The organism is Candidatus Sulfotelmatobacter sp. (genome assembly GCA_035504415.1).
Classification (GTDB): Bacteria; Vulcanimicrobiota; Vulcanimicrobiia; order Vulcanimicrobiales; family Vulcanimicrobiaceae; genus Vulcanimicrobium.
On record DATJRY010000012.1, the window covers coordinates 38372 to 63543 of the forward strand.

25 protein-coding genes are annotated in these 25172 nt (G+C 70.6%); 8 read left to right on the forward strand and 17 right to left on the reverse strand.

The genetic code is table 11. The features are described 5' to 3' along the window. Positions 1 to 9 precede the first annotated feature (9 nt). The 5 genes from VMD91_09880 to VMD91_09900 all read right to left on the reverse strand — a co-directional run bounded on the left by VMD91_09880 (position 10) and on the right by VMD91_09900 (position 5009). Entirely contained in the window at positions 10 to 1140 is a 1131-nt protein-coding gene (locus VMD91_09880) for a Re/Si-specific NAD(P)(+) transhydrogenase subunit alpha (protein HTW84364.1), read from the reverse strand. After that, positions 1137 to 2321 (reverse strand): acyltransferase, encoded by a 1185-nt coding sequence (locus VMD91_09885; GenBank protein ID HTW84365.1) that lies wholly within the window; start codon positions 2319 to 2321, stop codon positions 1137 to 1139. The genes VMD91_09880 and VMD91_09885 overlap by 4 nt, the downstream gene beginning before the upstream one ends. 56 nt (positions 2322 to 2377) lie before the next feature. Next, a complete protein-coding gene (locus tag VMD91_09890; protein ID HTW84366.1) occupies positions 2378 to 3340 on the reverse strand; it encodes an ABC transporter substrate-binding protein in 963 nt (320 codons plus the stop codon). A gap of 8 nt (positions 3341 to 3348) precedes the next feature. Further along, positions 3349 to 4224 carry a fumarylacetoacetate hydrolase family protein gene (locus VMD91_09895; GenBank protein HTW84367.1) on the reverse strand — a complete coding sequence of 292 codons (876 nt, stop codon included), beginning with the start codon at positions 4222 to 4224 and terminating at the stop codon, positions 3349 to 3351. A 74-nt stretch (positions 4225 to 4298) separates the two neighbouring features. Then, entirely contained in the window at positions 4299 to 5009 is a 711-nt protein-coding gene (locus tag VMD91_09900) for a helix-turn-helix domain-containing protein (protein HTW84368.1), read from the reverse strand. Positions 5010 to 5095: 86 nt separating this feature from the next. Here VMD91_09900 and VMD91_09905 point away from each other — a divergent pair, with 86 nt between their 5' ends. Together VMD91_09905 and VMD91_09910 are read left to right on the forward strand one after the other, a co-directional pair. Next, on the forward strand, positions 5096 to 6040 hold the full coding sequence (locus VMD91_09905) for a cupin domain-containing protein (protein HTW84369.1): 945 nt from the start codon (positions 5096 to 5098) through the stop codon (positions 6038 to 6040). Next, positions 6037 to 6519, forward strand: coding sequence for a DUF5069 domain-containing protein (locus VMD91_09910; protein HTW84370.1), 483 nt, complete (start codon positions 6037 to 6039; stop codon positions 6517 to 6519). The genes VMD91_09905 and VMD91_09910 overlap by 4 nt, the downstream gene beginning before the upstream one ends. On the opposite strand, the gene VMD91_09915 is transcribed toward VMD91_09910, so the two are convergent. Genes VMD91_09915 through VMD91_09925 form a run of 3 tightly spaced genes read right to left on the reverse strand, consistent with a single transcriptional unit; the run spans position 6497 to position 7917 of the window. Further along, on the reverse strand, positions 6497 to 7090 hold the full coding sequence (locus VMD91_09915) for a hypothetical protein (protein ID HTW84371.1): 594 nt from the start codon (positions 7088 to 7090) through the stop codon (positions 6497 to 6499). The two genes, VMD91_09910 and VMD91_09915, sit on opposite strands and share 23 nt — an antisense overlap. Further along, positions 7087 to 7341: a hypothetical protein gene (locus VMD91_09920; GenBank protein ID HTW84372.1), complete on the reverse strand. Its 255-nt coding sequence runs from the start codon at positions 7339 to 7341 to the stop codon at positions 7087 to 7089. Before VMD91_09920 ends, VMD91_09915 begins: the two co-directional genes overlap by 4 nt. A 36-nt stretch (positions 7342 to 7377) precedes the next feature. Then, the gene (locus VMD91_09925; protein ID HTW84373.1) at positions 7378 to 7917 is read right to left on the reverse strand and encodes a hypothetical protein; all 540 of its coding nucleotides are present in this window, start codon (positions 7915 to 7917) and stop codon (positions 7378 to 7380) included. A 261-nt stretch (positions 7918 to 8178) separates the two neighbouring features. Between VMD91_09925 and VMD91_09930 the strand changes: the two genes are divergently transcribed. From VMD91_09930 to polA, 3 genes are read left to right on the forward strand one after another with little or no spacing between them, the layout of a single operon-like run. Further along, a complete protein-coding gene (locus VMD91_09930) occupies positions 8179 to 8598 on the forward strand; it encodes a hypothetical protein (protein ID HTW84374.1) in 420 nt (139 codons plus the stop codon). Position 8599: 1 nt separating this feature from the next. Then, on the forward strand, positions 8600 to 10978 hold the full coding sequence (locus VMD91_09935; protein HTW84375.1) for a hypothetical protein: 2379 nt from the start codon (positions 8600 to 8602) through the stop codon (positions 10976 to 10978). Then, positions 10978 to 13629 carry a DNA polymerase I gene (gene polA, locus VMD91_09940; protein HTW84376.1) on the forward strand — a complete coding sequence of 884 codons (2652 nt, stop codon included), beginning with the start codon at positions 10978 to 10980 and terminating at the stop codon, positions 13627 to 13629. Before VMD91_09935 ends, polA begins: the two co-directional genes overlap by 1 nt. Before the next feature lie 90 nt (positions 13630 to 13719). Here the strand turns inward: polA and VMD91_09945 are convergent, their stop codons facing one another. The 8 genes from VMD91_09945 to VMD91_09980 form a co-directional block, all read right to left on the reverse strand. Then, complete coding sequence (locus VMD91_09945) at positions 13720 to 16077, reverse strand: S53 family serine peptidase (protein HTW84377.1); 2358 nt, start codon at positions 16075 to 16077, stop codon at positions 13720 to 13722. 307 nt (positions 16078 to 16384) lie between these two features. Next, complete coding sequence (locus VMD91_09950; protein HTW84378.1) at positions 16385 to 17092, reverse strand: urease accessory protein UreD; 708 nt, start codon at positions 17090 to 17092, stop codon at positions 16385 to 16387. After that, a complete protein-coding gene (ureG, locus tag VMD91_09955; protein ID HTW84379.1) occupies positions 17089 to 17700 on the reverse strand; it encodes an urease accessory protein UreG in 612 nt (203 codons plus the stop codon). Before ureG ends, VMD91_09950 begins: the two co-directional genes overlap by 4 nt. Then, positions 17697 to 18371 carry an urease accessory UreF family protein gene (locus VMD91_09960; protein HTW84380.1) on the reverse strand — a complete coding sequence of 225 codons (675 nt, stop codon included), beginning with the start codon at positions 18369 to 18371 and terminating at the stop codon, positions 17697 to 17699. The genes ureG and VMD91_09960 overlap by 4 nt, the downstream gene beginning before the upstream one ends. Next, complete coding sequence (locus VMD91_09965; GenBank protein HTW84381.1) at positions 18364 to 18828, reverse strand: hypothetical protein; 465 nt, start codon at positions 18826 to 18828, stop codon at positions 18364 to 18366. Before VMD91_09965 ends, VMD91_09960 begins: the two co-directional genes overlap by 8 nt. After that, a complete protein-coding gene (gene ureC, locus VMD91_09970; protein ID HTW84382.1) occupies positions 18828 to 20546 on the reverse strand; it encodes an urease subunit alpha in 1719 nt (572 codons plus the stop codon). The genes VMD91_09965 and ureC overlap by 1 nt, the downstream gene beginning before the upstream one ends. Beyond that, positions 20543 to 20833 (reverse strand): urease subunit beta, encoded by a 291-nt coding sequence (locus VMD91_09975; GenBank protein ID HTW84383.1) that lies wholly within the window; start codon positions 20831 to 20833, stop codon positions 20543 to 20545. The genes ureC and VMD91_09975 overlap by 4 nt, the downstream gene beginning before the upstream one ends. After that, entirely contained in the window at positions 20830 to 21129 is a 300-nt protein-coding gene (locus VMD91_09980) for an urease subunit gamma (GenBank protein ID HTW84384.1), read from the reverse strand. Before VMD91_09980 ends, VMD91_09975 begins: the two co-directional genes overlap by 4 nt. A gap of 59 nt (positions 21130 to 21188) precedes the next feature. On the opposite strand from VMD91_09980, the gene VMD91_09985 reads away from it, so the two are divergent. The 3 genes from VMD91_09985 to VMD91_09995 are packed head-to-tail and all read left to right on the forward strand — an operon-like array spanning position 21189 to position 23726. Beyond that, positions 21189 to 21689 (forward strand): DUF192 domain-containing protein, encoded by a 501-nt coding sequence (locus VMD91_09985; protein ID HTW84385.1) that lies wholly within the window; start codon positions 21189 to 21191, stop codon positions 21687 to 21689. 42 nt (positions 21690 to 21731) lie between these two features. Next, positions 21732 to 22547 (forward strand): bifunctional DNA-formamidopyrimidine glycosylase/DNA-(apurinic or apyrimidinic site) lyase, encoded by an 816-nt coding sequence (gene mutM / locus VMD91_09990; protein HTW84386.1) that lies wholly within the window; start codon positions 21732 to 21734, stop codon positions 22545 to 22547. 51 nt (positions 22548 to 22598) lie between these two features. Beyond that, positions 22599 to 23726, forward strand: coding sequence for a S1 RNA-binding domain-containing protein (locus tag VMD91_09995; GenBank protein ID HTW84387.1), 1128 nt, complete (start codon positions 22599 to 22601; stop codon positions 23724 to 23726). A 98-nt stretch (positions 23727 to 23824) separates the two neighbouring features. Here the strand turns inward: VMD91_09995 and VMD91_10000 are convergent, their stop codons facing one another. Next, entirely contained in the window at positions 23825 to 25096 is a 1272-nt protein-coding gene (locus VMD91_10000) for a S1 RNA-binding domain-containing protein (protein HTW84388.1), read from the reverse strand. Between the last annotated feature and the right edge of the window lie 76 nt (positions 25097 to 25172).

The following is a 25172-nucleotide window of genomic DNA, read 5'->3' on the forward strand; positions in this document are numbered from 1 at the left end:
GGTGCGGGGTCAGGTGGCGGCGAGGGCCGCGCGGGTCGGCTCGTGGACGATCTCGCCGTCGCGCACGATCGTCGCGCCGCGCGCGATCTCGTCGTCCGGGTCGAGCGTGAGCTTGCCGTCGCGCACGAGATAGGTGATCAGCGCCTGGACGTTGCGCGCGTAGAGCTGGCTGGCGTGGGTCGGCACCGTCGCCGGCAGGTTGACGGCGCCGATGATGCTCACGCCGTTCGGGCTGACGACCGTTTTGCCGGCCACGGTCAGCTCGGAGTTCCCGCCCGTCTCGGCGGCCAGGTCGACGATGACGCTGCCCGCCTCCATCGCGGCGATCGCCTCGGCCGTCACCAGCACCGGCGCCTTGCGCCCGGGGACCGCGGCCGTCGTGACGACCACGTCCGACGCGCCGATCGCCTTGACCATCGCGGCGCGCTGGATCGCGATCTCCTCGGCGGTGAGCTCGCGCGCGTACCCGCCTTGCCCGGTCGCTTCGACGCCCGCGATCTCGAGAAACTTCGCGCCCAGCGACTGCACTTGTTCCTTGACGGCCGCGCGCGCGTCGTAGCCGGTGACCTGCGCGCCCAGCCGGCGCGCGGTGCCGATCGCTTGCAATCCGGCGACGCCCGCGCCGATGATCAGCGCGCGCGCCGGCTTCACCGTGCCGGCCGCGGTGGTGAGCATCGGGAAATACTTCGGCAGGGCGGCGGCGGCGAGCAGCACGGCCTTGTAGCCGGCGATCGAGGCTTGCGAGGAGAGCGCGTCCATCGCTTGCGCCAGCGTCGTGCGCGGGATCAGCTCCATCGCGATCGCCGAGAGCCCGTGGTCGGCGTACCGCTCGACCGAACGCGGATCGCCGAGCGGCGAGAGGAAGCCGATCAGCGTCGCGCCGCGCGGGATCAGGTCGACCTCGGCATCGCTCGGCTTGGCGACGCGAGTGACGATCTCGGCGCCGTGGTAGAGCTCGTCGCCGTCGACGACCTGCGCGCCGGCCGCCGCGTACGCCGCGTCGCTGTAGAACGCGTCGTTGCCGGCGCCGCGCTCGACCGCGACCGTGTGGCCGTCCTTGACGAACTTCGCGACGATCTCCGGGACGAGCGCGACGCGTCGTTCGCCGGGTGCGCGTTCGGTGGGGACGGCGATCCTCATGAGCCGACTGTTATCGCAGTTCGAGCCTCGGGTCCCTCCGTGGCGGGAAGCCGGCGCCGCCGTGGGCGCCAGCGCAGGATCGGGCGCTCGAAGCCGTAGGTCACGGCGGTGGACACGGCCAGCGCGACCGGAATCGCGATCAGCGGGAAGGTCAGCATCCAGCGATGATCGGTGTGCGGGTCGCCGGCGTACGGCGGGATGCGCCACGTCTGCAGCTCGCGCGCGATCGGCACGTGCCACAGGTAGAGGTTGTACGAGATCGCCGCCAGGTACAGCAGCAGCGGGTTTGCCAGCGCGTACTGCGCGCGCCGGAACGCGAACAGCGAGCCGACGGCGGTCAGGAAGCAGGCCACCGCGATCGCCGAGCGCCAGCGCACGACCCACAGCTGCGGCCACTCGGGATCGAAGCGGTGCAGGTAGCAGTCGCGCGACAACGCGACGTAGAGCACGACGCCGGCCAACGCCATCAGGGTGAAGAGCCACCGGCGCGCCGCCGCTTGCGGGCGCAACGCGGTCGAGACGTACGCGAACGCGCCGAACATCCCGGCGGCGAAGAAATCGAGGTAGCCGGGCAACTGCGCCAGCTTCTGCTCGAGGTAGTAGTGATCGCCGTGGTAGCTCCACAGCCGCCAGGCGTTCGCGATCGCGAACATGACCAGCACGGTCGCCCGCGGCCAGCGCAAGAACGCGAAGCAGAACAGCGGGAAGAGCAGGTAGAACTGCACTTCGACGCCCAGCGACCACATCACGCCGTCGATCGACGAGTTGTACGCCGGGAACCAATCGTGGACGAACAGCAAGTGGATGCCGACGTCCTTCGCTCCGGCCGGCAGGTTCGGATAGGTCTGGAAGCCGATCGCGATCAGCACCGCGATGACCAGCACGTACGACGGCACGATCTTGAGCAGCCGGCGCGTGTAGAAGTGCCGCCAGGTCGGCGGCGGCGCGCCGACCGCGTGCGCCTCGACGAACGGCAGCGCGATCACGAAGCCCGAGATGAAGAAGAACAGCGCGACGCCCAGGTAGCCGGTCTCGGCCAGCCACTGCGGCGCGTCGTGCACCACGGGCAGGACGAGCGACTGCCAGCTGATCTGCCAGTAGTGAAACCAGACGACCAGCAGGATCGCGATCCCACGCAGGCCGTCGATCGTCGCGATGCGGCCGCCCCGCGCCAGACCCATGGCCGGTCCTTGGCGGGCCCCGGGCCGGGGCCCTCGCGCGGGCGGCCGGGCTGGTGTCAGAAGGTCGCGATCAAGCGCGGCTCGGGGAGCGGCGTCGTGTACGAGAGGAAGCCGTCGGCGATGAACTCGCGCTGCATGTCGAGCGCGGTTTCACGGTCGGGGCGCAGGTCGGAACGCACCTCGTAGCGCGGCGATTTCGCGATCATCTCGGGCGGCTGTTGCGTGTACTTCGCGCACGCCGCCAGGCTCGCGGGCGCGTACCAGCCCGCACCGGCCAGCTCGCCGGCGGCTCGCCGCAGCGCGCCCAACACGGCGCGCGCACGGCCGCTGTCGTGCAGCAGCGCGGGCCCGAAGAAGATCCCCGAGGCGGCGATTCCGGGCGGCGGCGAGGCCAGGATGCTGGCCTCTTTGCGCGTCACGAACAGCTCGGTGAACGGCGCCGAGGTGAAGACGGCGTCGATGGCCTTGCGTTGCAGCGCGACTTCTTGATCCGGCGTCGCGACGTTGACGGCCTCGATCTCGGAGAGCCGCATCCCCGCACCGCGCAGGATGCGTGCGACGTAATAGGCGGACGCGGCGCCGTTGCCGCCGATCCAGCCGATCTTCTTCCCGCGCAAGGCGGTGAGCGAGCGCAGTCCGCCGTCCCACAGGTCTTGGCGCACTTCGAGCGCCGAGGGCCGGCCCTTCGCCGGCTGATAGGCGGTCGAGGCGACGTACTTGACCTCCAGACCGCGTTGCACGGCGTTGAAGAACGCGGCCGAGAGCGCGCCGGCGGCGAGGTCGAGCTGGCTCTGTGAGACCAGCGCCATCGCATCCTGACCGGCGACGATCGGGGTGAGCGTCGGGTTGAAGCCGGCGTCGTGCAGATAGCCGCGCTCCGCGGCGAGGAAGACGGGCGCGAAGAGCGTGGAGGGCACGTAGCCGATCGTCAACGGCGTCGCCTCGGCGCGCGCGACGACGGGCACGCCCACGGCCAGCGCGCCGGCCGCGACGCCGCTCACGAAGCGGCGTCGCGTCACGGCGGCACTCAGTGCGCCGCTCCCACGGGGGCGGTGATGCTCAGCGTGTTGCGCAGGATGCCGATCTTCTCGATCTCGACCTCCATCACGTCGCCGTCCTTCATGAACTCGGGCGGCGTGCGCGCGAAGCCGACGCCTTCCGGCGTGCCGGTCGCGATGATGTCGCCCGGCTCGAGGGTGAGCCCCGCCGAGAGGTACTCGATGATCTTCGGGATCTTGAAGATCATGGACGACGTGTTGGCGTGCTGTTTGACGACGCCGTTGAGGCGCAGCGTCACCTCGAGGTTCTGCGCGTCGCCGATCTCGTCGGGGGTGACGATCCACGGCCCGAGCGGACAGGTGTCGTCGAGCGTCTTGCCTTTGAACCACTGCGTCGACGCGCGCTGCAGGTCGCGCGCGGTGACGTCGTTGAGGCACGTGTAGCCGAAGATCACGTCCAGCGCGTCGGCTTGCGCGACGTCCTTGCACGGCTTGCCGATGACGATCGCCAGCTCGGCCTCCCAGTCGTACTTCTGCGAGACGGTCGAGCTCAGGCGCAGCACCTGGTCCGGATCGGCGATGGCCGTCGGCGCCTTGGTGAAGATGTCGGGGACGGGCGGGAGCTTGAGCTCCTCGCCGCGCGCGCGGGCGCCTTCCTCGGCGTGCGCGAGGTAGTTGCGGCCGATGCAAAAGACGTTCTTGTGGGGGTGGAGCGGCGCGTGCAGCGTGGCATCGGCGAGCGGGACCGCCGGCCCGGTCACGCCGAGCGCGGCGGCGCGCTGCTCGGGACCCAGGCGCACCAGGGCGTCGAGCGACTCGACCGAGACCAGCGGCCGGATCGAGTCGCCCTCGAGGATGCCCGGCCGCGGGCCGGACGAGGGGGTGCTGAAGGAGACGAGACGCACAGCAGGGACCTCCGACTACGGATTGCGAAATTCGTCTTGCGATGCGGAAGCGGACAGCCCCTCCGCCACCACGGTCACCGTGGCCCTGCCCCCGCGGCGGCGGCGAAGCGGCGCAGCGTGCTCGCCGTCGTCCCACCGGGGGCCAGATCGAGCTCGCCGGGCCAGCCGACGACCGTGACCGCGCCTGCCATGGTGCCGTCGTGACCGAACAGGGGGAGCGCCATCGCGCACACGCCGACCAGGAACGACTCGACCGCGGTTGCGACGCCGTTGGCGCGCACCTCCTCCTGGAGCGCCGCGATCGCGCCGGCCTCGCCGGGGGTCTCGGCCAGGGCGACCGCCTCGGCCGCCCGCGAGTAGGCCAGGAAGATGCGCCCGGTCGCCGTCGTGCGCAGCGGATAGGTCGTCCCGACCCGCACGGCCAGCGTCACCGGTCGGCGGCTCAGCTCGATCCGCGCCACGGCCGGTCCGGCGTCGGTCCACAGGGCCAGCGAGACGGTGCGGTCGAGCTCGTCGCGCAGGGCGCCCAGCCGCTCGCCGGCCGCGCGAATGACGTCGAAGCGCTCGATAGCGGCCAAGCCCAGGTGTACCGCCAGCGGCCCCAGATCGTAGGCGGCGCTGCGCTCGCTCTGCACGACCAACCCCGCTTGCACGAAGCTCACCAAGTACCGGTGCGCCTTCGCCGAAGACATCCCGGCCGCGCGCGCGAGCGCGCCCAGCGGTACGGGTCCGTCGGCGTCGGCCAGCGCGCGCAGCAGCGCGGCACCCACCTCGACCGACTGCACCCCCGCTCGTCGGCGCGGCTGTTCGGGAACACTCGACACCCAGGCCCGCTTCCGCTCGCGCTCGCTTCATCCCGCAGGAGCACACCATGATCGCCACCGATTCGCTCGACCAACTCTTCACCGATGCGGCCGGTCAGGACGCGCAGCCGCTGTGGACCCAGATGGAATCCATGGTGCCGCCGTTCCCCGAACCGAAGGCGGTCCCGCACCTGTGGCGCTACGCCGAGATGCGGCCGCTGCTCGAACGCTCGGGCCGGCTGGTCGGCACCAAGGACGCCGAACGCCGCGTCTTCATGCTCGTCAACCCGGCGCTGAAAGCGCCGCAGACGACCGACACGCTGTACGCGGGCTTGCAGCTGATCCTGCCGGGTGAGATCGCGCGCGCGCACCGCCACGTCGCGTTCGCGCTGCGCTTCATCATCGAAGGCGACGGTGCGTTCACCGCGGTCGGCGGCGAGAAGGTCACCATGGCGCGCGGCGACGTCATCCTCACGCCGCAGTGGGATTTCCACGACCACGGTCACGAGGGCAAGACGCCGATGATCTGGCTCGACGGCCTCGACCTGCCGGTCTACCAGTTCTTCCCGGCCAACTTCGCGCAGCCGTACTCATCCGAGCAGTATCCGTCCACGCCCGCGGCGGGCGACTCGCACCTCAAGTACCCGTGGGCGGAGATGCAGGCCGTGCTCGACGAGCAGCCGGGGCCGTTCGGGTACGCCGAGTACCGCCACCGCGATCGCGGCGGCGCCATCTCGAGCGTCATCGGCGCGGCCGCGGAACGTCTGTCGGGCAAGACCAGCTCTCCGCTCCGCCGTGAGACGGCCGGCGTCGTGTATCACGTCTACGAGGGGCACGGCACGACCAAGGTCGGCGAGACGACGCTGCGCTGGGAGCGCGGCGACACGTTCTGCGTCCCGGCCTGGACGCGGTACCAGCACACGCCGGCCACCGACGCGTACCTGTTCCGCTTCGACGACGCACCGGTGCTGCGCGCGATCGGCGCCTATCGCAGCGAGCAAGAGGCGCCGTGAACGCGGAGATCGCGCTGCCGTATCCCGACGCGGACCTGCGCACGCATCCGCCGCGCAGTCCGCGCGCGGAACTGGGCGGATTGCTGTTTCTCCCGCGCACGATCGACAAGGTGCGGGCGAAGCTGCAAGGGACGCTGGGCTACTACAAGGTCGCGCCCGGGATCTCGGGTTACCTGTTCGAGTGGCTCGGCATCACCGAGGACGAGTTCACCGCCGCCGTGCGCGACGCGTCGAGCGACGAGGAGGTGCTGGCCTGGCTGGTCGCTCGCGTCGACGTGACGCGTTTCACGGAGATCAACGAACGGCTGCGGGTGCGCGCGATCCGCGACGACGAGCACTTCGCGCAGGTGCTCCCGCGCTATCCGGTCCTCAACGAGTACCCGCAGCTGCGCAATTGGTTCGAGATCTTCGAGGTCGACGACCGGTGGACGTTCGACCCCGCCAACGCCGACAAGGTCAAGACGACCGCACCGAGTTAGCGGCGTCGGCGCGGTCCGCCGTGAGCCGAAGTAACGCGCGCAGCGCTTCGGCGCGCCACGGCGCGACGCGGCCGTGCTCGTCGAGATCGAGCACGGTCAGCCACGCGTCCCGCGTCCGCTCGACGTCGCTGCGCTTGCCGGCCGCGCGTGCGGCGAGCACCTGCGCCGGCGGACACGGCGCCTGCGTCGCCGGTTCGCCCTCGTCGTAGGCGACCGCGTCGCCGAGCGAGATCTGCCACTGCGCGCGCGCCCCGGCGACGTCGCCGGCGCGGTAGAGTCGTACGCTCAGCGGCAGGCGGGCATAGCCGTCGACGCGCGCCGGCGGCATCGCCTCGCCGGCGGCGATGGCGGCGCGAAACTCGCGCATCGCGTCGAACTCCTCGGCGTGCGCGTCGAGATACCAGGCGCGCGCGACGTGGAAGCGCAGCGAGGTCTTGCCGCCCAGCGCGCGGGTCGCGTCGGCGCTCGCGGCCGGATCGGCGGCGGGGCGTTCCGGCGGCGCCGCCGGCTCGGCGACGCAGCCCAGCGCGGCCACGATCGCGAGCAGCGCGGCGACGCGCAGCGGCGTCACGTCGGTCGCCGGGTGAGGTGCCAGAAGCCGCAGTAGCGGCACTCGTAGGAGTACAGCACGTTGCCCATGCCGTTCATCAGCGCGTGGGCGTGCGCGTCCGCCTCGCTCGCATACTGCTGCTTCGAGGTGCACGAGCGTTCGAGATCGGCGTCGATGCGCGCGTCGGTGCGGGCGCGGTCCTTGAGGTACCACGCCATCAGGTCGTCGGCGGCCGACCCGCGCGTCTTTTGCGGTCGGTACCGGCGCCCCATCAGCCCGTCCCCTCCGCCGCCGTCATCGTCGCTCTGCTAGGGCGCGGGCGTTTTCATGACCTGCGGCAAGTCGGGCAGCCGCTTGGGATTGATCGTCATCAGCGGCACGGGCGTCGCCTGCACCGTCGGTGCGTTCTTCGCCTTCTGGCCGTACTTGCGGGCGACCGCCATCATCGCGTTGGCGGCGCCGATCGCGTTGGGGTCGGTGCCGCCGGCGCGCACGATCGTCACGTTGCGCCGGATGCGCGCGGTCTTGGGGTTGTAGTCGTAGGTGACGCGGTAGAGGCCCGAGATCGCGCGACCGTCGTCGGTGCGGATGAACATCTGCAGCGCGTTGCCGTAGGTGTGCGAGTTGTAGGCGGCATCGCTGCTGGCCTTGCCCGAGCGCACGCGCGTCACCTGACCGTACTTGTTCACCTCGACGACGAACTCGGTGTGGAGCGGCTTCTTCGGCAGCAGCGAACGCGGCTGCAGCGCCTCGACGTTGATGCGCTTCGGCGCGGGAGCGGGCGTGGCCGCCGGCGCCGCGGCGGCGGTCGCGACGAGCAGCGCGAGGGAGAGAAGGACGATACGCACGGGTGTTGCTTTTAGTTCCTCGAGAGGGCCGCGAAGACGGCGCCGCAGGACGCGCAGGCGACGATCACTTGGAACGTCGTCCCGTGCTCGTCCAAGTCGAGCGAGCGACGGTCCGTATCGGCGGTACCGCAAGAACGGCAGCGGGTCGAGGTCTGGTTCCCCGCCGAGGTGTCATCGGCCACCGTCACTGTGTTCCCGGATTCGGCGAGGACTACCTCGGCGCGGGACGGTTCCGGCGAGCCGCCGAACGCCGCGAGCGCGATGTCCCTTTCCCGCGTGGCGGCGCTGGTGGCGTCCCTCGCCATGCTCGCCGTCGGCAAGCCCAGCGCACCCCCGGTGGCGCCGCCGTTTCGCGGCCTGGGCGACGTCCGGGTGATCGAGACCCACGTCGTCCCCAGCACCGACGCCTCGGCACAGACCGGCGGGGGCACGCTCGATTACGTCGTCGCGCGCGTCGAGCTGACCAACGATCTGGGCCACGACCTCACCCCGCAGATCGCGCACTTCTTCCTGATCGATCGCGCCGGCAACCGCTATCAGGCGACCGACACCGGCTCGTCGGCCCTGCTGGGCATCAGCAACTCGCGCCAGCGACTGCTGGTGAACGAGAAGCGCGAGTACGTGCTCGGATTCCGCACCACCGATCCGAGCCTGTCCGGGACGATCGAGTACGATCCGTAGCATGCGCGCGCGACTGAGTGCGCTGCTGGCGCTGCTGCTGATCGCTTCGGCGATCGCTCCGGTGCGCGCGGCGCGGCCGTTACCCGACTCGGGTCAGTGGGATCGCACCTTCGCGCTGTACGCGCGCGACGTCAGCGTGCCGTGGAAGCGCATCTCGGTACGGCTGGACACCTACAGCGGCGCCCCGGTCGACTTCGCCGCCTACGACGTCGACCCGGCCGAAGTGCTGATCGCGGGCGGCTCGCGCTCGCGGCCGCTCGACACCACCCACCGCACGCCGGTCGCGCGCTGGCGCTTCACGCCGCCGGCCGGGCAGCGGTACACGCCCAACGACGTCGACGTGCCGCTGCAGAATCACGAAGGCTTCTTCGTGATCGAAGCGCGTCGCGGCGCCGCGGTGCAGCAGACGTGGCTCGACGTCACCCGCGTCGGCTTGCTGACGAAGGAGTCGCCGGGCGGCATTCTGCTCTACGGCGTGGACCTGGGCACCGGCCGCGCGCTGAGCGGCATGCGCATCACCTATCTGGTCGGCAATGCGTTCCAGTACGGCAAGACCGACGCGCACGGGATCGCGCGCTGGAGCGGCTCGCAGCGGCCGCGCTTCGCGCTGGCCGAATGGGGGCGCAGCAAGACGTTCGTCTCGTTCTTGCCGCAGGCGCCCGTCCCGGCGACGCTGGTCGGCGTGCGAACCGATCGCGGCGACGTGCGCGCGGGCGACTCGTTGCGCGTGGTCGGCTTCGCGCGGCACCGCGTCGGCACCGCGTATCGGCCGGCCGCCGGCGAGGCGCGCGTCTCGCTGCTCGTGCGCGGCCGCTCGCTGGCCGCGGCGAACGCGCACCTCGACGCGGCCGGCGCGTTCGCGGTCGATCTCGTCGTGCCGGGTGACGCGCCGGCCGGTGACGCCGCCGTGCTCGCCACCGTCGCCGGCGCGAGCGGCGGCGCGGCCGTGCACGTCGACGGCGTCGGAGCCGACGTCGTGCTGGCGATCGCGCCGGCGTGCGGCGGCCCCTGTCCGGCCGCCTCGCCGATTCCGATCGCGATCACCGCGAAGCATCCCGACGGCACGCCGATCGCCGGGCGCGACGTGCGCGTCCAGGTCGTGCGTTCACCGCACGTCGCGGCGCCGGGCACGCCCCAGAACGCCGGCGGCTGGGCGACCACGCAGATCGCGGACCTGCACGTGAAGACCGACGCCGCGGGCGTGGCGCAAGCGACGATCCCCGCGCCCAGCGACGGCTTGGCGTCGACCTACGGCATCCTGGCGACCAGCGGCGCGGCGAGCGCCTCGGGGCGCGTGGTCACGCCGACGGCCCCGTTCGCGCTCGCGGTCAGCGCCGAGCGCGCGCAGCTCGCGCTCGACGAGCCAGCCGCGATCGACGTGCGCGGCTTCGACGCCGCCGACGGCCGGCCGATCGCCGGCCTCGCGGTGACGGTGGAGATCGCGCACGGACCGATGCAGCAGGAGCAGCACATCACGCTCGACGCCGAGGGCAAGGGCCACGCCATCTTCCGCAACATCGTGCCGGGCACGAACCTCGTGTACGCGCGCGCGACGGTGGGCGCGGCGTCGGCGCTCGACGTCGCGGCCGTCACGGTCGCGCCGCAAGCGCTGCTCGGCGACGCCGGCTCGCAGAGCAGCGTCGAGACGTCGATCGTCACCGACAAGCAGCGCTACACCGTCGGCGAGCGGGTGACCGTGCAGGCCTCGCTCAGCGGCGCGGTGGGCGACGCGTTCATCGACCTCGAAGGCGCCCGGTCGATGGGCGAACAGACGGTCTCCGCGAGCGGCGGCCACGCCGGCGCGTCGTTCGTCGTGCCGGAAACGGTCGGCGACGCGGCGGTCGGCGTCGCGTTCGTGCGCGACGGCGCACTCGAGTTCGCCACCCACCGCATCGCGATCGACGGCCCCGGCCACGCACGCGCGACGACGCTGACCACCGCGCAGACGTCCTACGCGCCGGGTGCGGTCGCGCACGTCGCGATCGAAGACAACGGCGAGCACGCGGGCGCGACGTTGGCGATCCGGCTGGCGGATGCGCGCGCGTCGGGCGGGGCGTCGTTCGAGGACGCGCCGCAGGTGCTGGCCGGCACCGGCACGACGACGCAGAATCCGGCCTCACCCGATCCGGCCTGGCACGGCTCGGTGACGCCGCGCAGCTCGACCGCGCTCGACCAAGCCGCCAGCGAACGCGGCGAGCAGAGCGCGCAGGTGCTGGGCGCGGCCGCCGAACGCGCGCTGGTGTGGCGCATCGACCGCTCGGATCGCGAGGGCTTCGACCTCACGCTGCCGACCGATCCCGGCCGCTACGTCGTCTCGGTGCTGAAGGTGTCCGACGACGGCGACGTCGGCGCGGCGACGCTGGCGCTGGAGGTGCAGTGATGGCGAAGGCCGAGCAGCTGGGACTCTCCGCGGAAGGCGCGCGGCTGATGCTGCTCGACACCTACGGCTTGGTCTATCGCGCGTTCTTCGCGCTGCCCTCGCTTACGACAACGCGCGGCGTGCCGATCAACGCCGCCTACGGCTTCACCATGATGGTGACCAAGATCATCAACGACGAGAAGCCGACGCACGTGATCGCCGCCTTCGACAAGGGGCTGCCGGCGGCGCGGCTGGCGCTCTACGATCAGTACAAGGCGCAGCGGACCGAGACGCCGGACGAGCTGCGTTCGCAGTTCGCGCTGGTACGCAAGATCCTGGCCGTGTACGGCATTCCGGTCGTCGAGATGGACGGCGAGGAAGCCGACGACGTCATCGCGACGCTCGCGCAGCAGGCGGAAGAACAGGGCCAACAGGTGCTGGTCGTCACCGGCGATCTCGACCTGCTGCAGGTCGTCGACGCGCGCACGACCGTGCTGACGACGCGGCGCGGGATCACCGAGCTGGGCCGATACGACGAAGAGGCGGTGCGCGCGCGCTTCGAGCTCGAGCCGCGCCAGCTGCCCGACTACCGCGGCCTCAAGGGCGATCCGTCGGACAACTTGCCCGGCATCCCCGGCATCGGTGAGAAGACCGCGATCAAGCTGATCAAAGCGGCCGGCTCGCTCGACGCGCTGTTGGCGAACCCCGCGCTGGCGGGGACGCCCAAGCTGATCGCCGCGATCGAAGAGCACGGCGAGACGGCGCGCGTCTGCCGCGACGTCTCACGCATCAAGCGCGACCTGCCGATCGCGCTGGACTGGGACGCCGCGCGCTACGTGCAGCCCGGCAACGACGCCCTCTACGAGCTCTACCGCGAGCTGGAGTTCAAGACGCTGCTGGCCAAGCTCGAGCCGCCCGCGGAGCCGGTGCCGATCGCGTCCGACGAGCTGCTGGCGGGAAGATACGAGAGCTACACCGCGGTCACCGAACCGGCCGACGCGACGCGGATCGCGACCCTGCTCGACGCGGCGGCGCGGCGCGAGCGGGTCGCGCTCGCACTGCGCGGCGATGCGATCGCGGTCTCGACCGACGACCATGAGGCGTTCGCGTTCCTGCGCTCCACGCTCGAGGTCGGCGGAGTGCGGGCCGCGTTCACCCGGCTGTGGGAGAACGTGCCGCAGCTGGTGGCGTACGACGCCAAGGCGATGATCGGCGCGCTCGGGCTGCCGATCCGCGCGCTCGGCGACGATCCGATGCTGGCGGCCCATCTGCTCAACCCCTCGCGCGCGTTCGTCGACGAGGCGCAAGCGTCCAGCGAGTTTCTCGACCGCGTGCTGCCGGAGGAACCGGCGGCGGCGGCCGATGCGGCGGGCCTCTTGGCGCGCACCACGCGCGAGGAGCTCGAGCGCCGCAATCAGCTCGCGCTGTACGCCGACGTCGAGCTGCCGCTGGCGAGCGTGCTGGCCGGACTGGAACGAGTCGGGATCGCGCTCGACCCGTCCGCCTTGCGCGAGATCGCGGTCGAGGTCGACGCCGCGGTCGACCGTCTGCGCGCCGAGATCTACGAGCTGGCCGGTGAAGAGTTCAACCTGGGCAGCACGCAGCAGCTCGGCCGCATCCTGTTCGATAAGCTCAACCTGCCGGCCGGCAAGAAGAACAAGACCGGCTGGTCGACCGACGACGCCGAGCTGCAGCGGCTGCGCGGCTTCCCGATCGCGCGCCTGCTGCAAGAGTTCCGCGAGGTCTCCAAGCTCAAGAACACCTACATCGACGTCTTCCCCGAGCTGGTCGACGCGAATGGACGGCTGCACACGGTCTTCCGCCAAACGGCCACCGCGACCGGGCGGCTCAGCTCGACCAACCCCAACCTGCAGAACATCCCGGTGCGCAGCGAGATCGGCCGGCGCATCCGCAAGGCCTTCGTCGCGCCGCCCGGCCGCGTGCTGCTGGCCGCCGACTACTCGCAGATCGAGCTGCGCCTGATGGCGCACCTGAGCGGCGATCCGGCGATGCGACAGGCCTTCCTCGAAGGTCAGGACATCCACGACTTCACCGCGCGGCAGATCTTCGACGTCGGCCCCTTCGCCGAGGTCGACGGCAACCAGCGCCGCATGGCCAAGTCGGTCAACTTCGGCCTGCTCTACGGGATGTCGGACTTCGGTCTGGCGCAGCGGCTCGAGATCGAGCGCGCGCAAGCCAAGGAGATGACGACGGCGTACTTCGCGCGCTTCCCCAGCGTGCGCGACTACATCGAGCGTTCGCTCGACGAAGCGCGCGAGCGCGGCTACGTCGAGACGATCCTGGGCCGCCGGCGCTACATGCCCGACCTGCGCGCGAAGAACTACATGCTGCGCGCCGCCGCCGAGCGCGAGGCGACCAACGCGCCGCTGCAAGGCTCGGCCGCGGACCTCATGAAGCTGGCCATGGTACGCGTCGACCGGCGACTGCGCGAAGAAGGCTTGGACGCGATCATGCTGCTGCAGATCCACGACGAGCTGATCTTCGAGGTCGGCGAGCGCGATCTGGACGCCGTCGCGCGGCTCGTCCGCTACGAGATGGAGCACGCGCTCGAGCTGAGCGTTCCGATCGAGGCGACGCTCAAGAGCGGCGCCAATTGGTACGACGTCGAGAGCTACGACGTCGACGAGGCGATCGAGGAGACCGTCGGCTGAGCTCGGCTGAAAAGCGAAGCGGGGCCGTGCCGTAGCACGACCCCGCCCGCGTTTCCGCGCTCGCCGCGACACCCGCCGCGGCGATTCGGATCAGAGGGCTTGCGCGAGCGCCCAGCCCTTCGGGGCCCCGATACCGGCGGCCTGATTGTACTCGGTGGCGCTGCACGAGTACGCTCCGTTGCTGCCGGACGTGCACGGGGTGAAGTAGTCGCTGTAGCCGGTCGACTTGAACAGGCTGTAGAGGGTCGGGTTCACCCAGCCCAGCTTGGAGCCGTGTTCCTGGTTCGCCGTGACCATCAGGGCGACGAACTGCGGCGAGGACCACGAGGTGCCCAGGTAGTCGCCGAACGCGCCGCCCGTGTAGACCGCGACCGGGTCGAACGGGAGCGAGATGTCCGGCTGGTTGCGGCCCGTCGTGATCATGCCGGTGATGCCGCTCTGGTAGCTCGGCAGCGCGACGACCGTCGAGACACCGCCACCACCCGAGTAGCCGCTCTCGCTGCCCATCGTGACCGTCTCGAGGACGCCCGCCGAGGTTTCGGTGAAGTTCAGCCCACCGACCGATACGAAGTACGGGTCGCCGGCCGGGGCGCTGACGCCCTTGGCGTTGTCGTCGCTGCCGCACTCGTTGCTGCCCGAGTCACCGGCCGACGCGGCGAAGGTGACGCCTTCGGACGCGCCTTGTTCGGCGATCGAGTTGGTCGCGCTCTCGAACGAGGTGTCGCTCGACTCGCAGCCACCGAACGACGAGTTCACGACGCTGGCCTTGCCATCGCTGAGCGCCTGGTTGTAGGCGTCTTCGATGTTCTGGTCGGCGAGCGAGCCCATGTCGTAGACGATGATGTTCGCACCCGGCGCCAGGCCCGAGATGGTCTGCACGTCGAGGTCGGTCTCGGCATCGTCACCGCTGCCGCCGCCGTCGACGGCTTCGTTGGTGATGGTGCCGGTCTGCGTGACTTGCGCCGCGCTCAGGTAGCTCGCGACGTAGCTGGTGTTCACCGGGTCGTCGATGATGACGGCCGCGGTGTAGCCGGCGCCGTTGCAGCCGTGCTGGACCGGGAAGTCGAACGCCTTGGCGACACCCGTCGCGAGCGTGCCGCTCGAGTTCGTGAGCGGACCGTTGTCGGCGGCGGAGCCGTTGCAGCCGCTGGTCGGCGTCGGCGTCGCGGTCGGCGTGGCCGTCGGGACCGGCGTCGCGGTCGGGGTGGCCGTCGGCTTGGGCGTCGGCGTCGGCGAACCGCCCGGCGTCGGCGTCGCGGTCGGCTTCGGCGTCGGGGTGGCCGTCGGCGTCGCGGTCGGGGTGGCGGTCGGAGCCGGCGTCGGCGTCGGCGTCGCGGAGCCGCTGGTCAGCGAGACGTCGTCGACGTACTGCAAGTTCTGGTAGAGCGTGCCGTCCGGATCGCCGTGGACGCCGAAGTACAGGTACAGCGTCTGTCCGGCGTAGGCCGAGACGTTGTAGCTCAGCTGCGTCCAGGTCTTGGTGTTGTTGACGGTCGTGTAGAAGTTGTGAACGATATCGCCGCTCGAGTTGAGCAGGTCGGCTTCCTGCCACGAGTACTCGGTGTTGACTTCGTTCGTCTCTTGCCAGACCCAGAACGAGAGCACGCCGCTCGAGGGAATCGTCACGGCTTGGCAGACGCCCGCGTCGCCGTTCGGCTCCGAGGTCGTCGACCCGCTCAGCTCCGAGTACTTGCCGGTGTGCGGGTTGGCGGTCGAGATCTTGGCGTTGACGTTGCCGCACTGCGACCAGTACGTGAACCCGCCGGACTCGAAGCCCGGATCCTGCACGACGTTGGTCGCGTTCTTGCCGATCGCCATCGGCTTGCGCACGGAGGCGGCGCTGACGGTGCGCTGCGGCGCGATCGCGGTGCGGTTGGCCTGCGCCAACGCGTCTTGCGCCGCTTCGACTTGCGTGCGCGCGATGACGACGTTGCTCAGCGAGACCGTGTTCACCAGGCTCGCGATCGTGCTCGGCACGGTGGCGGCCGTCAGGTTCGCGAAGCGCGTGCCGTATTTGCCTTGCTGCACCGTGTGCATCTGGGTGTTGAAGTAGTGCTCCACCGTCGAGCTCGGCGCGGTCGCGTCGATGACGGTGCGGTTCGGATAGCGCTTGGTGATCGTGAAGCCGGCCTTTTGCAGATCGCTCAGGACCGCTTGTTCCTGCTCGGGCGTCGGCGCGTACATCGCGTTGAACTGCGCCTGGGTGAGGAACTGGTGGTATTGCGGCGAGTGCGGGTCGCTGACCGCCGCGACGAAAGCGTCCAGCTCCGCCTGGTGGTTGTACTGGAGCGTGATCGCGATGGAGGTGGGAGCGCTTGCCGCGCGCCGGCCAGCGTCAGTGAAGGCAAGGGACCCAAACGTGTGGGGAACCGAGATCGACGCCGCGGTGCGCATGGTCGCATCGGGGTTCGTCCCGCTCGGCGTACCAGCCGAGGGCAACGATCCCATCCGCCCGCCGCAAGCAGACAGCGCTAGTGAAACCACCAGCATTGGTGCGACAGCGCGTGCAGAACGTCGCAGTGTTCGAATGAAAGACACCCTGCTCAAAGCCTCCGCCGCCCGAATAGGGCGCGCAGCAACGCCCCTGCCACCAAACTTATGCCGGGTCAGCGAGGCGTGCCGCACAATGTTTGATTAGCGTTAAGGATTCCTGCGCCCGCTCCCAGGCTTGGTGGGAGGAATATGAAGATGCGACGTAGGTCGCATCTGTGGCATACCACCGCTGGCGTACGTAGCCGTACAAAGCAGGCGTGTTCTAGCCCTTTTGAGCCATGGCGCGCAAGACACGGAGCGCCGCGTCGATTTCACGCACGCCGGCCCCGGTGACCCGCAGGAGCACGTCCCCCTCGCGAAACGTGCCGATGCCGACGCGCACGTCCGGCATCGCGTCGGCGCACGCATCGAGCGCCCCCACGTCGACGTCGGCGAGGAAGAGCAGCGTGCCGACCGCCGGCGCCGCGGGCGCCTCCGCGTCGATCGCGAGCGCGTCGACGAGCGCGAGGCGCGTCGCGCGTCGCACGACGATCGTCGTGCGGACCGCCGCGCCGCGTTCGCGCAGCACGATCTCGCTGACCGTCGCGCTCGCGCCGTCCTCGAGCACGAGCGTCGTCGTTCCGACGTAGGCCGCGCCCCCGCTGACCAGCACCGGCTCGGGTCGGAGCTCGAGTCGTGCGCCGGCGTGAACGTGCCAGCGTGCGTCGTGCGTCGCGGGCTCCGGTCCCGAGAGCACGCGCGTCGCCATCTGTCCGGCGACGACCAGGTGCGCGCCGGGCGCGACCTCGCCGCCGATCGCGAACGCGTCGCCGCGGATCATCCCGGGTCCCAAGTGCGCGACGACGACGCGGCTGGCCGTTCCCTCACGGAACGGCCGGCTGGCGCGCAGCAAGCCGTCGGCGCGAATGCGCGAGACCAGCGTGCGCCCGCCCGCGGCGCGCGCTTCGAGCAGCAGCCGGTTCGCGCTCACCGCGCGGCGTCGAGCAACGCCGCGCGTTCGACGAACGCGACGACGTCGTCGACGCCGACGCCGTGGCGCAGATCGGTGAAGACGAACGGGCGCGTGCCGCGCGCCGCGGCGGCGTCGCGCCGCATCCGCTCGAGGCTGGCGCCGACGTGCGGCGCGAGGTCGATCTTGTTGATGACCAGCAGGTCGGCGCGGCTGATCCCCGGACCGCCCTTGGCCGGAATCTTGTCGCCGCCGGCGACGTCGATCACGTAGATCGTCACGTCGGCGAGGTCGGGGCTGAAGGTGGCGGCCAGATTGTCGCCGCCGCTCTCGACGATCGTCAGCGCCAACGCGGGAAAGCGGCGCTCGAGGTCGGCGATCGCCTGCAAGTTCATCGACGCGTCCTCGCGGATCGCGGTGTGCGGGCAGCCGCCGGTCTCGACGCCGACGATCCGCTCGGGCGGCAAGCAGCCGCTGCGCACGAGGATGTCGCGGTCCTCTTGCGTGTAGATGTCGTTGGTCACCACCGCCAGGTCGACGCGCGGATAGAGGCGCCGTGCCAACGCTTCGACGAGCGCGGTCTTGCCGGCACCGACCGGGCCGCCGATTCCGACGCGTGCGGCGCTCACGACGCGAACAGCCGGCCGTGGAGGCGGCGGTGGCGCAAGCCGTCGATTTCGAGCGCGGGCGCGCCGATCGCCAGCTCGTCGAGCGAACGGACCCGCGCCGCCCGCGCGACGGCGTCGTCGATCTGGGCGCGCAGCGCCCAGCGCGCGTGCGCGACCGCGCGCTGACCGAGCGGAACGGCACGCGCCGCGACCGACGCCAGCGTCGCCACCGTCGTCGTCACGTGCGCCGTGAGCCCGGTCTGCCAGCCGATGCCGCAGGCGGCGTAGCCCAGGGCGGCCGCCAGGACGTGCTGGCCGGCGCAGCGCTGCGCGGCCAAGGCGTCGGCGTAGGCGCTCAGGGCCGGCGAGCGCAGCTCCATCGCCGCGTAGCTGGCCAGCGTCGCGCGCGCGAGGTGCGCGTTGCCGCGGCGCAGCTCGGCGTTGGCCTGCGCGGCCGCCAATCGCTCGTCGAGCGCCGCGATCGCGACGCCGTCGCGCAGCGCCAAGACGAACGCCGCGCCGTCGAGCGGCGCGACGATGCCACGCAGGTAGTCCGCGATCCAGGCCCGCAGCGCGGCTTCGTCGCCGACGCGTCCGTCGGCGATCGCCGTCTCCAGGCCGAACGAGTGCGCGAACGCGCCGGCCGGAAAGGCCGCGTCCGCCAGCTGCAAGAGCGCCGTCAGCTCAGTCATGGTCGTCGTCGTGACCGTGCGGCGCGTGCGCATGGCGGAACGGCGGCACCACGCGCGCTTCGCGCACGACCGGCACGCCGTGCTCGCCGAACAGCGCGGTCAACAGCGGGTCGTACCGCACCACGATCGCGTCGTCGACCACCTGCACGGGCAGGTGACGATTGCCGAGCGCGTGCGCGAGCGCCAGCGCCGCGGCGATCGTCGGCGGCCGTCCGACCAGCACGTCGTCGGCCTCGACCGCGACCGCGACGACCAGCCGTTCGTCGGCGTGGACGATGTCGCCGTCGTGCAGGCGACGCTCGCCGCCGAAGCGCAAGCCGATCTCCCCGCCGCTCCACGCCAAGCGCAGCAGCCGCTTCGCGCAGTCGTCGCTGCGCACCGGGACCCGTTCGAGCGCGCGCGCGCCGAGCGGGAAGGTTGCCAGATTGCCCAGTGGGGCTTCGAGCAGCGCCAGCATCAGAACAGCGCGTAGCGCTGCGCGAGCGGCAGTACGGCCAGCGGCTCACAGCGCAGCAGCTCGCCGTCCGCGCGCACGTCGTAGGTGCGCGGGTCGACCTCGATGTGCGGCAGCGCGTCGTTGCGGATCATGGCCGTCTTGCCGATGGCGCGGGTGCGCTGCACCGCGACGAAGCGGCGCCCGCCGGCCGAGCGCTCCGGCAGGCCGTCGTCGAGCGCCGCCTGCGAGACGAAGGTCAGCGCGATCGCTTGCGGCGCGCGGCCGTACGCGCCCCACATCGGCCGCATGCGGCGCGGCTGCGGCGTCGGGATCGAGGCCGCCGGATCGCCCATCGCGGCCCACGCGATCATGCCGCCCTTGAGCACCAGCTCGGGCCGGAAGCCGAAGAACGCCGGGTTCCACAGCACCAGATCGGCCAGCTTGCCGACCTCGACCGAGCCGAGGTGGTCGGAGAAGCCGTGCGTGATGGCGGGGTTGATCGTGTACTTGGCGACGTAGCGCTTCACGCGCTCGTTGTCGCGCCGCTCGCCGTCGCCCGCCAACGAGCCGCGTTGCAGTTTCATCTTGTGCGCGGTTTGCCAGGTGCGCATGATCACCTCGGCGACGCGCCCCATCGCTTGCGAGTCCGAGCTGATCATGCTGATCGCGCCCAGGTCGTGCAGGATGTCCTCGGCGGCGATCGTCTCGCCGCGGATGCGCGAGTCGGCGAAGGCGACGTCCTCGGGGATCGCCGGATCGAGGTGGTGACAGACCATCAGCATGTCGAGGTGCTCGGCCAGCGTGTTGACGGTGTACGGCCGAGTCGGATTCGTCGACGACGGCAGCACGTTCGGCTCGCCGGCGACGCGAATGATGTCCGGCGCGTGGCCGCCGCCGGCGCCTTCGGTGTGGTAGGTGTGGATGGTGCGCCCGGCGATCGCGCGCAGCGTCTCCTCGACGAAGCCCGTCTCGTTGAGCGTGTCGGTGTGGATCGCGATCTGGACGTCGAGCTCGTCGGCGACGCGCAACGCCGTGTCGATCGCGGCCGGCGTCGAGCCCCAGTCCTCGTGCAGCTTGAGGCCGCAGGCGCCGGCGCGCACCTGCTCGCGCAAGGCGTCGGCCCCCGAGGCGTTGCCCTTGCCCAGAAAGGCGACGTTGACCGGTAACGCGTCGGTGGCCGCGAACATCGTCTGCAGGTGCCACGCGCCGGGCGTGCAGGTCGTCGCGGCCGTGCCGGACGCCGGCCCGGTGCCGCCGCCGAGCATCGTCGTCACCCCGCTCGAGATCGCGGCGTCGACCAGCTGCGGGCAGATCAGGTGGATGTGCGCGTCGATCGCGCCGGCGGTCAGGATCATCCCCTCGCCGGCGATCGCCTCGGTCGAGGCGCCGACGATCATGCCGGGTGTCACGCCGTCCTGCAGCAGCGGGTTGCCGGCCTTGCCGATCCCGGCGATGCGTCCGTCGCGCACGCCGACGTCGCACTTGACGATCCCGAGCACCGCGTCGACGACGACGACGTTGGTGATGACGGTGTCGAGCACGCCGTCGCCGGCGCGCGTGGCGGTCGGGTGCTGTCCCATCCCGTCGCGAATGACCTTGCCGCCGCCGAACACGATCTCGTCGCCGTAGACGGCGTAGTCGCGTTCGATCTCGATCCACAGATCGGTGTCGGCGAGTCGCATGCGGTCGCCGACCGTCGGTCCGTACAAACGCGCGTAGGCCGCCCGATCGATGTTCACCGCAACCGGATCCCGACGACGCGCCGCTCGCCGCCCAGCGCGACCAGCCCGACTTCTTTTTCGATCCCCGGCTCGAAGCGCACCGCCGTTCCGGCGGGAACGTCGAGCGCCATCCCCCGTGCCGCGTCGCGGTCGAAGATCAGCGCGTCGTTCACGTCGGCGAAGTGCAGGTGCGAGCCGACCTGGATCGGCCGGTCACCCGAGTTGTTGACCAGCACGCGCGTCCGCGCGCGCCCGGCGCGCAGCGCGATCGTGCCCTCGGCGGTGACGATCTCGCCCGGGATCACGGGATCGGCTCGTGGATGGTGACGAGCTTCGTGCCGTCGGGAAAGGTCGCTTCCACTTGCACCTCGGTCAGTATCTCGGGGATGCCGTCCATGACGTCCTCGCGTGAGAGCAGCGTGCGGCCGCGGTCCATCAGGTCGGCCACGGTCGCGCCGTCGCGCGCGCCTTCGAGCACGAACGAGCTGAGCACCGCGACGGCCTCCGGGTAGTTCAGCCGCAAGCCGCGACCGCGTCGCCGCCACGCCAGCTCGGCGGCGTAGCTCAACAAGAGCTTGTCGCGCTCGGCATCCGTCAGCATCGCTGAAACTTTCGTGAGCCGGGCGGGAGCCCTCTTGGCCAATTGGCGAAGGGCCGGCTGTGCGAACGCCGCTCCGTCTCGCTTCCGCGCTGCTGCTGCTCCCGCTCGCCACCGCGCAAGCGCACCTGAACGTGCCCTATTGCGTGCAGATCCCGCTGCCGTCCAGCGGCTGCGCGCCGCTCGCGGTCAAGGCGCCGCGCGACACCATGAAGCTCGCCGTCGTCACCAGCGGCAAGCTGCGCGAGCAGGGACTGATGTTCGTCAAAGACGTGCCGGCCAAGGAAGGGATGCTGTTCGTGTTCGCCGGCGGCGATCAGCCGCTGCAGTTTTGGATGAAGAACACGATCACGCCGCTCGACATGGTGTTCGTCAAGCAGGACGGGACGGTCTCGTCGATCGCCGCCAACGTGCCGTCCACCACGCCGCAGACGCCCGACGCCCAGATCCCGCGCCGCGGCGGCAGCGGCGCCTACGTGATCGAGTTGGCGTCCGGCGAAGCCGACCGGCTGGGCATCACCCCCGGCGTGAAGCTGGCGCTCCCGCACCTGTCGGCCGAGTAGCGCGCCGCAACGGCCGCGGCCAGCCGGTGGTTCTGGTACGAGGTGCCAGAGCTTCCGGAAGTCGAGACGATCGCGCGCGGCCTCGCCGGCGCGGTCGCCGGCAAGACGGTGGCGTCCGTGCGGGTGACGCTGCCGCGGATCGTCGTTGCCCCGGCGGGCGAGGACTTCGCCAAGGCCCTGGCCGCAGAGACGATCACCGCGGTCGGCCGGCGCGGCAAGTACGTGGTCATGGAGCTGGCCTCGGGCCGGCGCTTGGCCGTCCACCTCCGGATGACCGGACGCTTGATCGTTCAGCCGGAAGGGGCGACCGAGCCATACCCACACACGCACGTCCTGGTCACGTTCACCGACGGGACGCGCCTGGCGTTCGCCGACGCCCGCACCTTCGGCCGCATGCGCTTGCTTGCTGCCGGGGACGCCTGGGACGCCGACGGCGGGATCGAGCCGCTTTCTGAGGGGTTTACCAGCGAGGCCTTTGTGAGTATGCTGGACGGGCGTCGCACGCCGATCAAGGCGTTCTTGCTCGACCAATCGCGTATTGCGGGGGTTGGCAACATCTACGCGTGCGAGGCCTTATGGGAAGCGGGGATCCGGCCGAGCCGACCGTCCCATTCGATCAGCAAGCCGGCCAGGCGCCGGCTCCATGGCGCAATCCGAGACGTTCTCCAGCGTGCCATCACGGCCCGCGGGACCAGCGTCGACGATTACGTCGACGCTGAGGGGCTGCGCGGCGGGTTTCAAAATCAGCTCGCCGTTTACGGTCGCCTCGGCGAACCGTGCCATCGCTGCGGGAAACCCATCGTACGCACGGTCCTCGGTCAGCGCGGTACCTGGTGGTGCCGAGGCTGCCAAAAATAAAAATATAGACGAAGGAAGTCAACACTCATTTCCACCACGATCGATCCGCCGGTGCCGGCGGTGAACGAAGAAGAAGACCAACTCGCGCTCGAGCAGCGCTTGTACGAAGAGTCCTTGAAGGTCCTCGACGAGGGCCAAGTCCTCACGGGCGTCATCGTCGCCAAGTATCAGGACGAGCTCCTGGTCGACATCGGCGGCAAGTCCGAAGGCATCCTTCCATTTCGTGAGCTCTCGCTCGCGATCGAGCCGAAGGAACTCAAGGTCGGCGACACCCTGGAAGTCATGATCCACCGGATCGATGAGCAGGACGGTCAGCTGTATCTGAGCGAGCGTCGCGCGCGCGCGCTGAAGACCTGGGAAAAGGTCATCGAAGCGCACGAGAACGACGAAGTGATCGAAGCGACCGTCACGCAGGTCGTCAAGGGCGGCGTGCTCGTCGACCTCGGCATGCGCGGGTTCGTTCCGGCCTCGCAGATCCGTCGTCAGCCCGTCGGCAATCTCGACGAGCTGGTCGGCAAGAAGCTGCGCCTGAAGGTCATCGACCTCGACCACAAGCGCCACCGCGTGGTGCTCTCGCAGCGCCAAGTGCTCGAGGAAGAGCTCAACGCGAAGAAGCAAGAGCTGCTCGGCACGCTGCAGGTCGGTCAGATTCGCGACGGCGTCGTCGTGCGTCTGGCGGAGTTCGGTGCGTTCGTCGACCTCGGCGGCATCGACGGCCTCATCCACAACAGCGAGCTCTCGTACGCGCGCATCAAGCACCCGTCCGAGGTCGTCAAGATCGGCGACACCGTCTCGGTCGAAGTCATGAAGTTCGATCCCGAGGCGAAGAAGGTCTCGCTCTCCCTCAAGCACGCGCTGCCCGACCCGTGGGTCGAGCACGCCGACAAGCTGTGGGAAGGCAACAAGCTCATCGCGCAGATCGTCAAGGTCACCCCGAACTATCTCCTCGTCGAGATCGTCCCGGGCGTGCTGGCGATGGTGCCGAAGGGCGAGTTCGACGCCACCGTGCAGTACAGCCCCGGCCAAGAGGTCGAGGTCACGCTGCTCACGATCAACAACGGCACGCGCCGCATCACCGGCTCGATCCAGCACGTCGCCGACGTGCCGCTCGAGGACATCGGTGAGTTCCCGGTCGAGGACGGCTTCGGCTCGCTCGGCGTGGAGCTCGGCCAGGTTTGATCGCCTGACCGCTCGCGCGGACGAAAAGAACGGGGAGGCAGCGATGCCTCCCCGTTCTCGTTTTTCGACCGGGCGGATCGGGCGAAGCCCGAAGCCACTCAGCGGCGGTTGCCGCGCGTGCTCAGCTCGACGCCCAGCGGCGCGAAGCCGCTCGAGGTCGCGTAGGTCTGCTGCTGCTGGACGTTCTCGCGCTGCAGATGCGGCATCGTCAGGCTGATGCGGCGCGTGCGGCGGTCGACGAAGCGCACCGCGACCTCGATCTTCTCGCCGAGCTCGTAGTCCTCGGGATTGGCGTCGCTCTCGCGCACGCCGCCGACCACGCCGGGCGCGATCTCGACGCGCAGGCCCGGCTCCTTCGCGACCACGGTCCCTTCGATGACGTTGCCCGGCTTGAGCAGCGCCGCGTGGTCGCGCAGCGGATCGGGCAGCGCGTTCTTGCGCGAGAGCGAGATCTTCTTGCCGTTCTCTTCGATGCGCAGGACCTCGACCTGAATCGTCTCGCCGATCTGCACGACGTCCGACGGTTTGTCGACGCGCTCGAAGGCCAGCTCGCGCACCGGCACCAGGCCGTCGATGCCGCCCAGATCGATGAACGCGCCGAAGTCGGCGATGCGGGCGACGATGCCTTCGCGCACCTGGCCGACGGCCAGCGACTTGAGCACCTCGGCGCGCTTGGCGCGGCGCTCGTCCTCCACGGCGCGGCGGTGCGAGACGACGATGCGGCGCCGGTCGTTGTCGACGTCGATGACGCGCAGCGGCACCTTGGTCCGCACCAGCGTCTCGATCGCCGCGCCCGGCACGACGCGTACTTGCGAGGCCGGCAAGAAGCCGCGGATGCCGCCGACGTCGACCAGCAGGCCGCCCTTGACGGCGACGGTCACCGTGCCGGTCAGCACGTCGTTGTTCGCCTTGGCCGCCACCACGCGATCCCACGCCTGTTGGGCCCGCAACCGCCGCTGCTCGTCGCCGGGCTTCTTCGCGGGCGCCGCGGGCGCGGCACCGTCGGCCGGCGCCGGCGCGGCACCCTCGACCGCCGGTTCGGCGGCTTCGGCCGGCGCGGCCTCGACCGGCGCGGCCTCGGCCGGCGCGACCGGGACGGTGACCTCGAGCTCGGCGACCGGCGCGACGTCGCTCAGTGCGGGCTCGGGCGGAGCGTCCGCCGCGACGTCGGTCAGCGCCGGTTCGGCCGCCGCGAGCGGCGTCGCGACGTCGGTCACCGCGAGCACCTCGCTCGGCTCGGGCTCGACGTCCGTCACCGCGGCGACGTCCGAGGCGATCGGGTCCCGCCCGACCGGTTCAGGGACGGGCGGTTCGGCGGCGGCGATGGGGGTCGACTGATCCATGATGTTCGGACGCCCTTCGGCACGCACCGTGTCACTACTCTCGGGACGAGCGAGCCGGCCTAAAATCTTCGTTTTTACGAGCCGAGGAGCGAACGGACGGTCG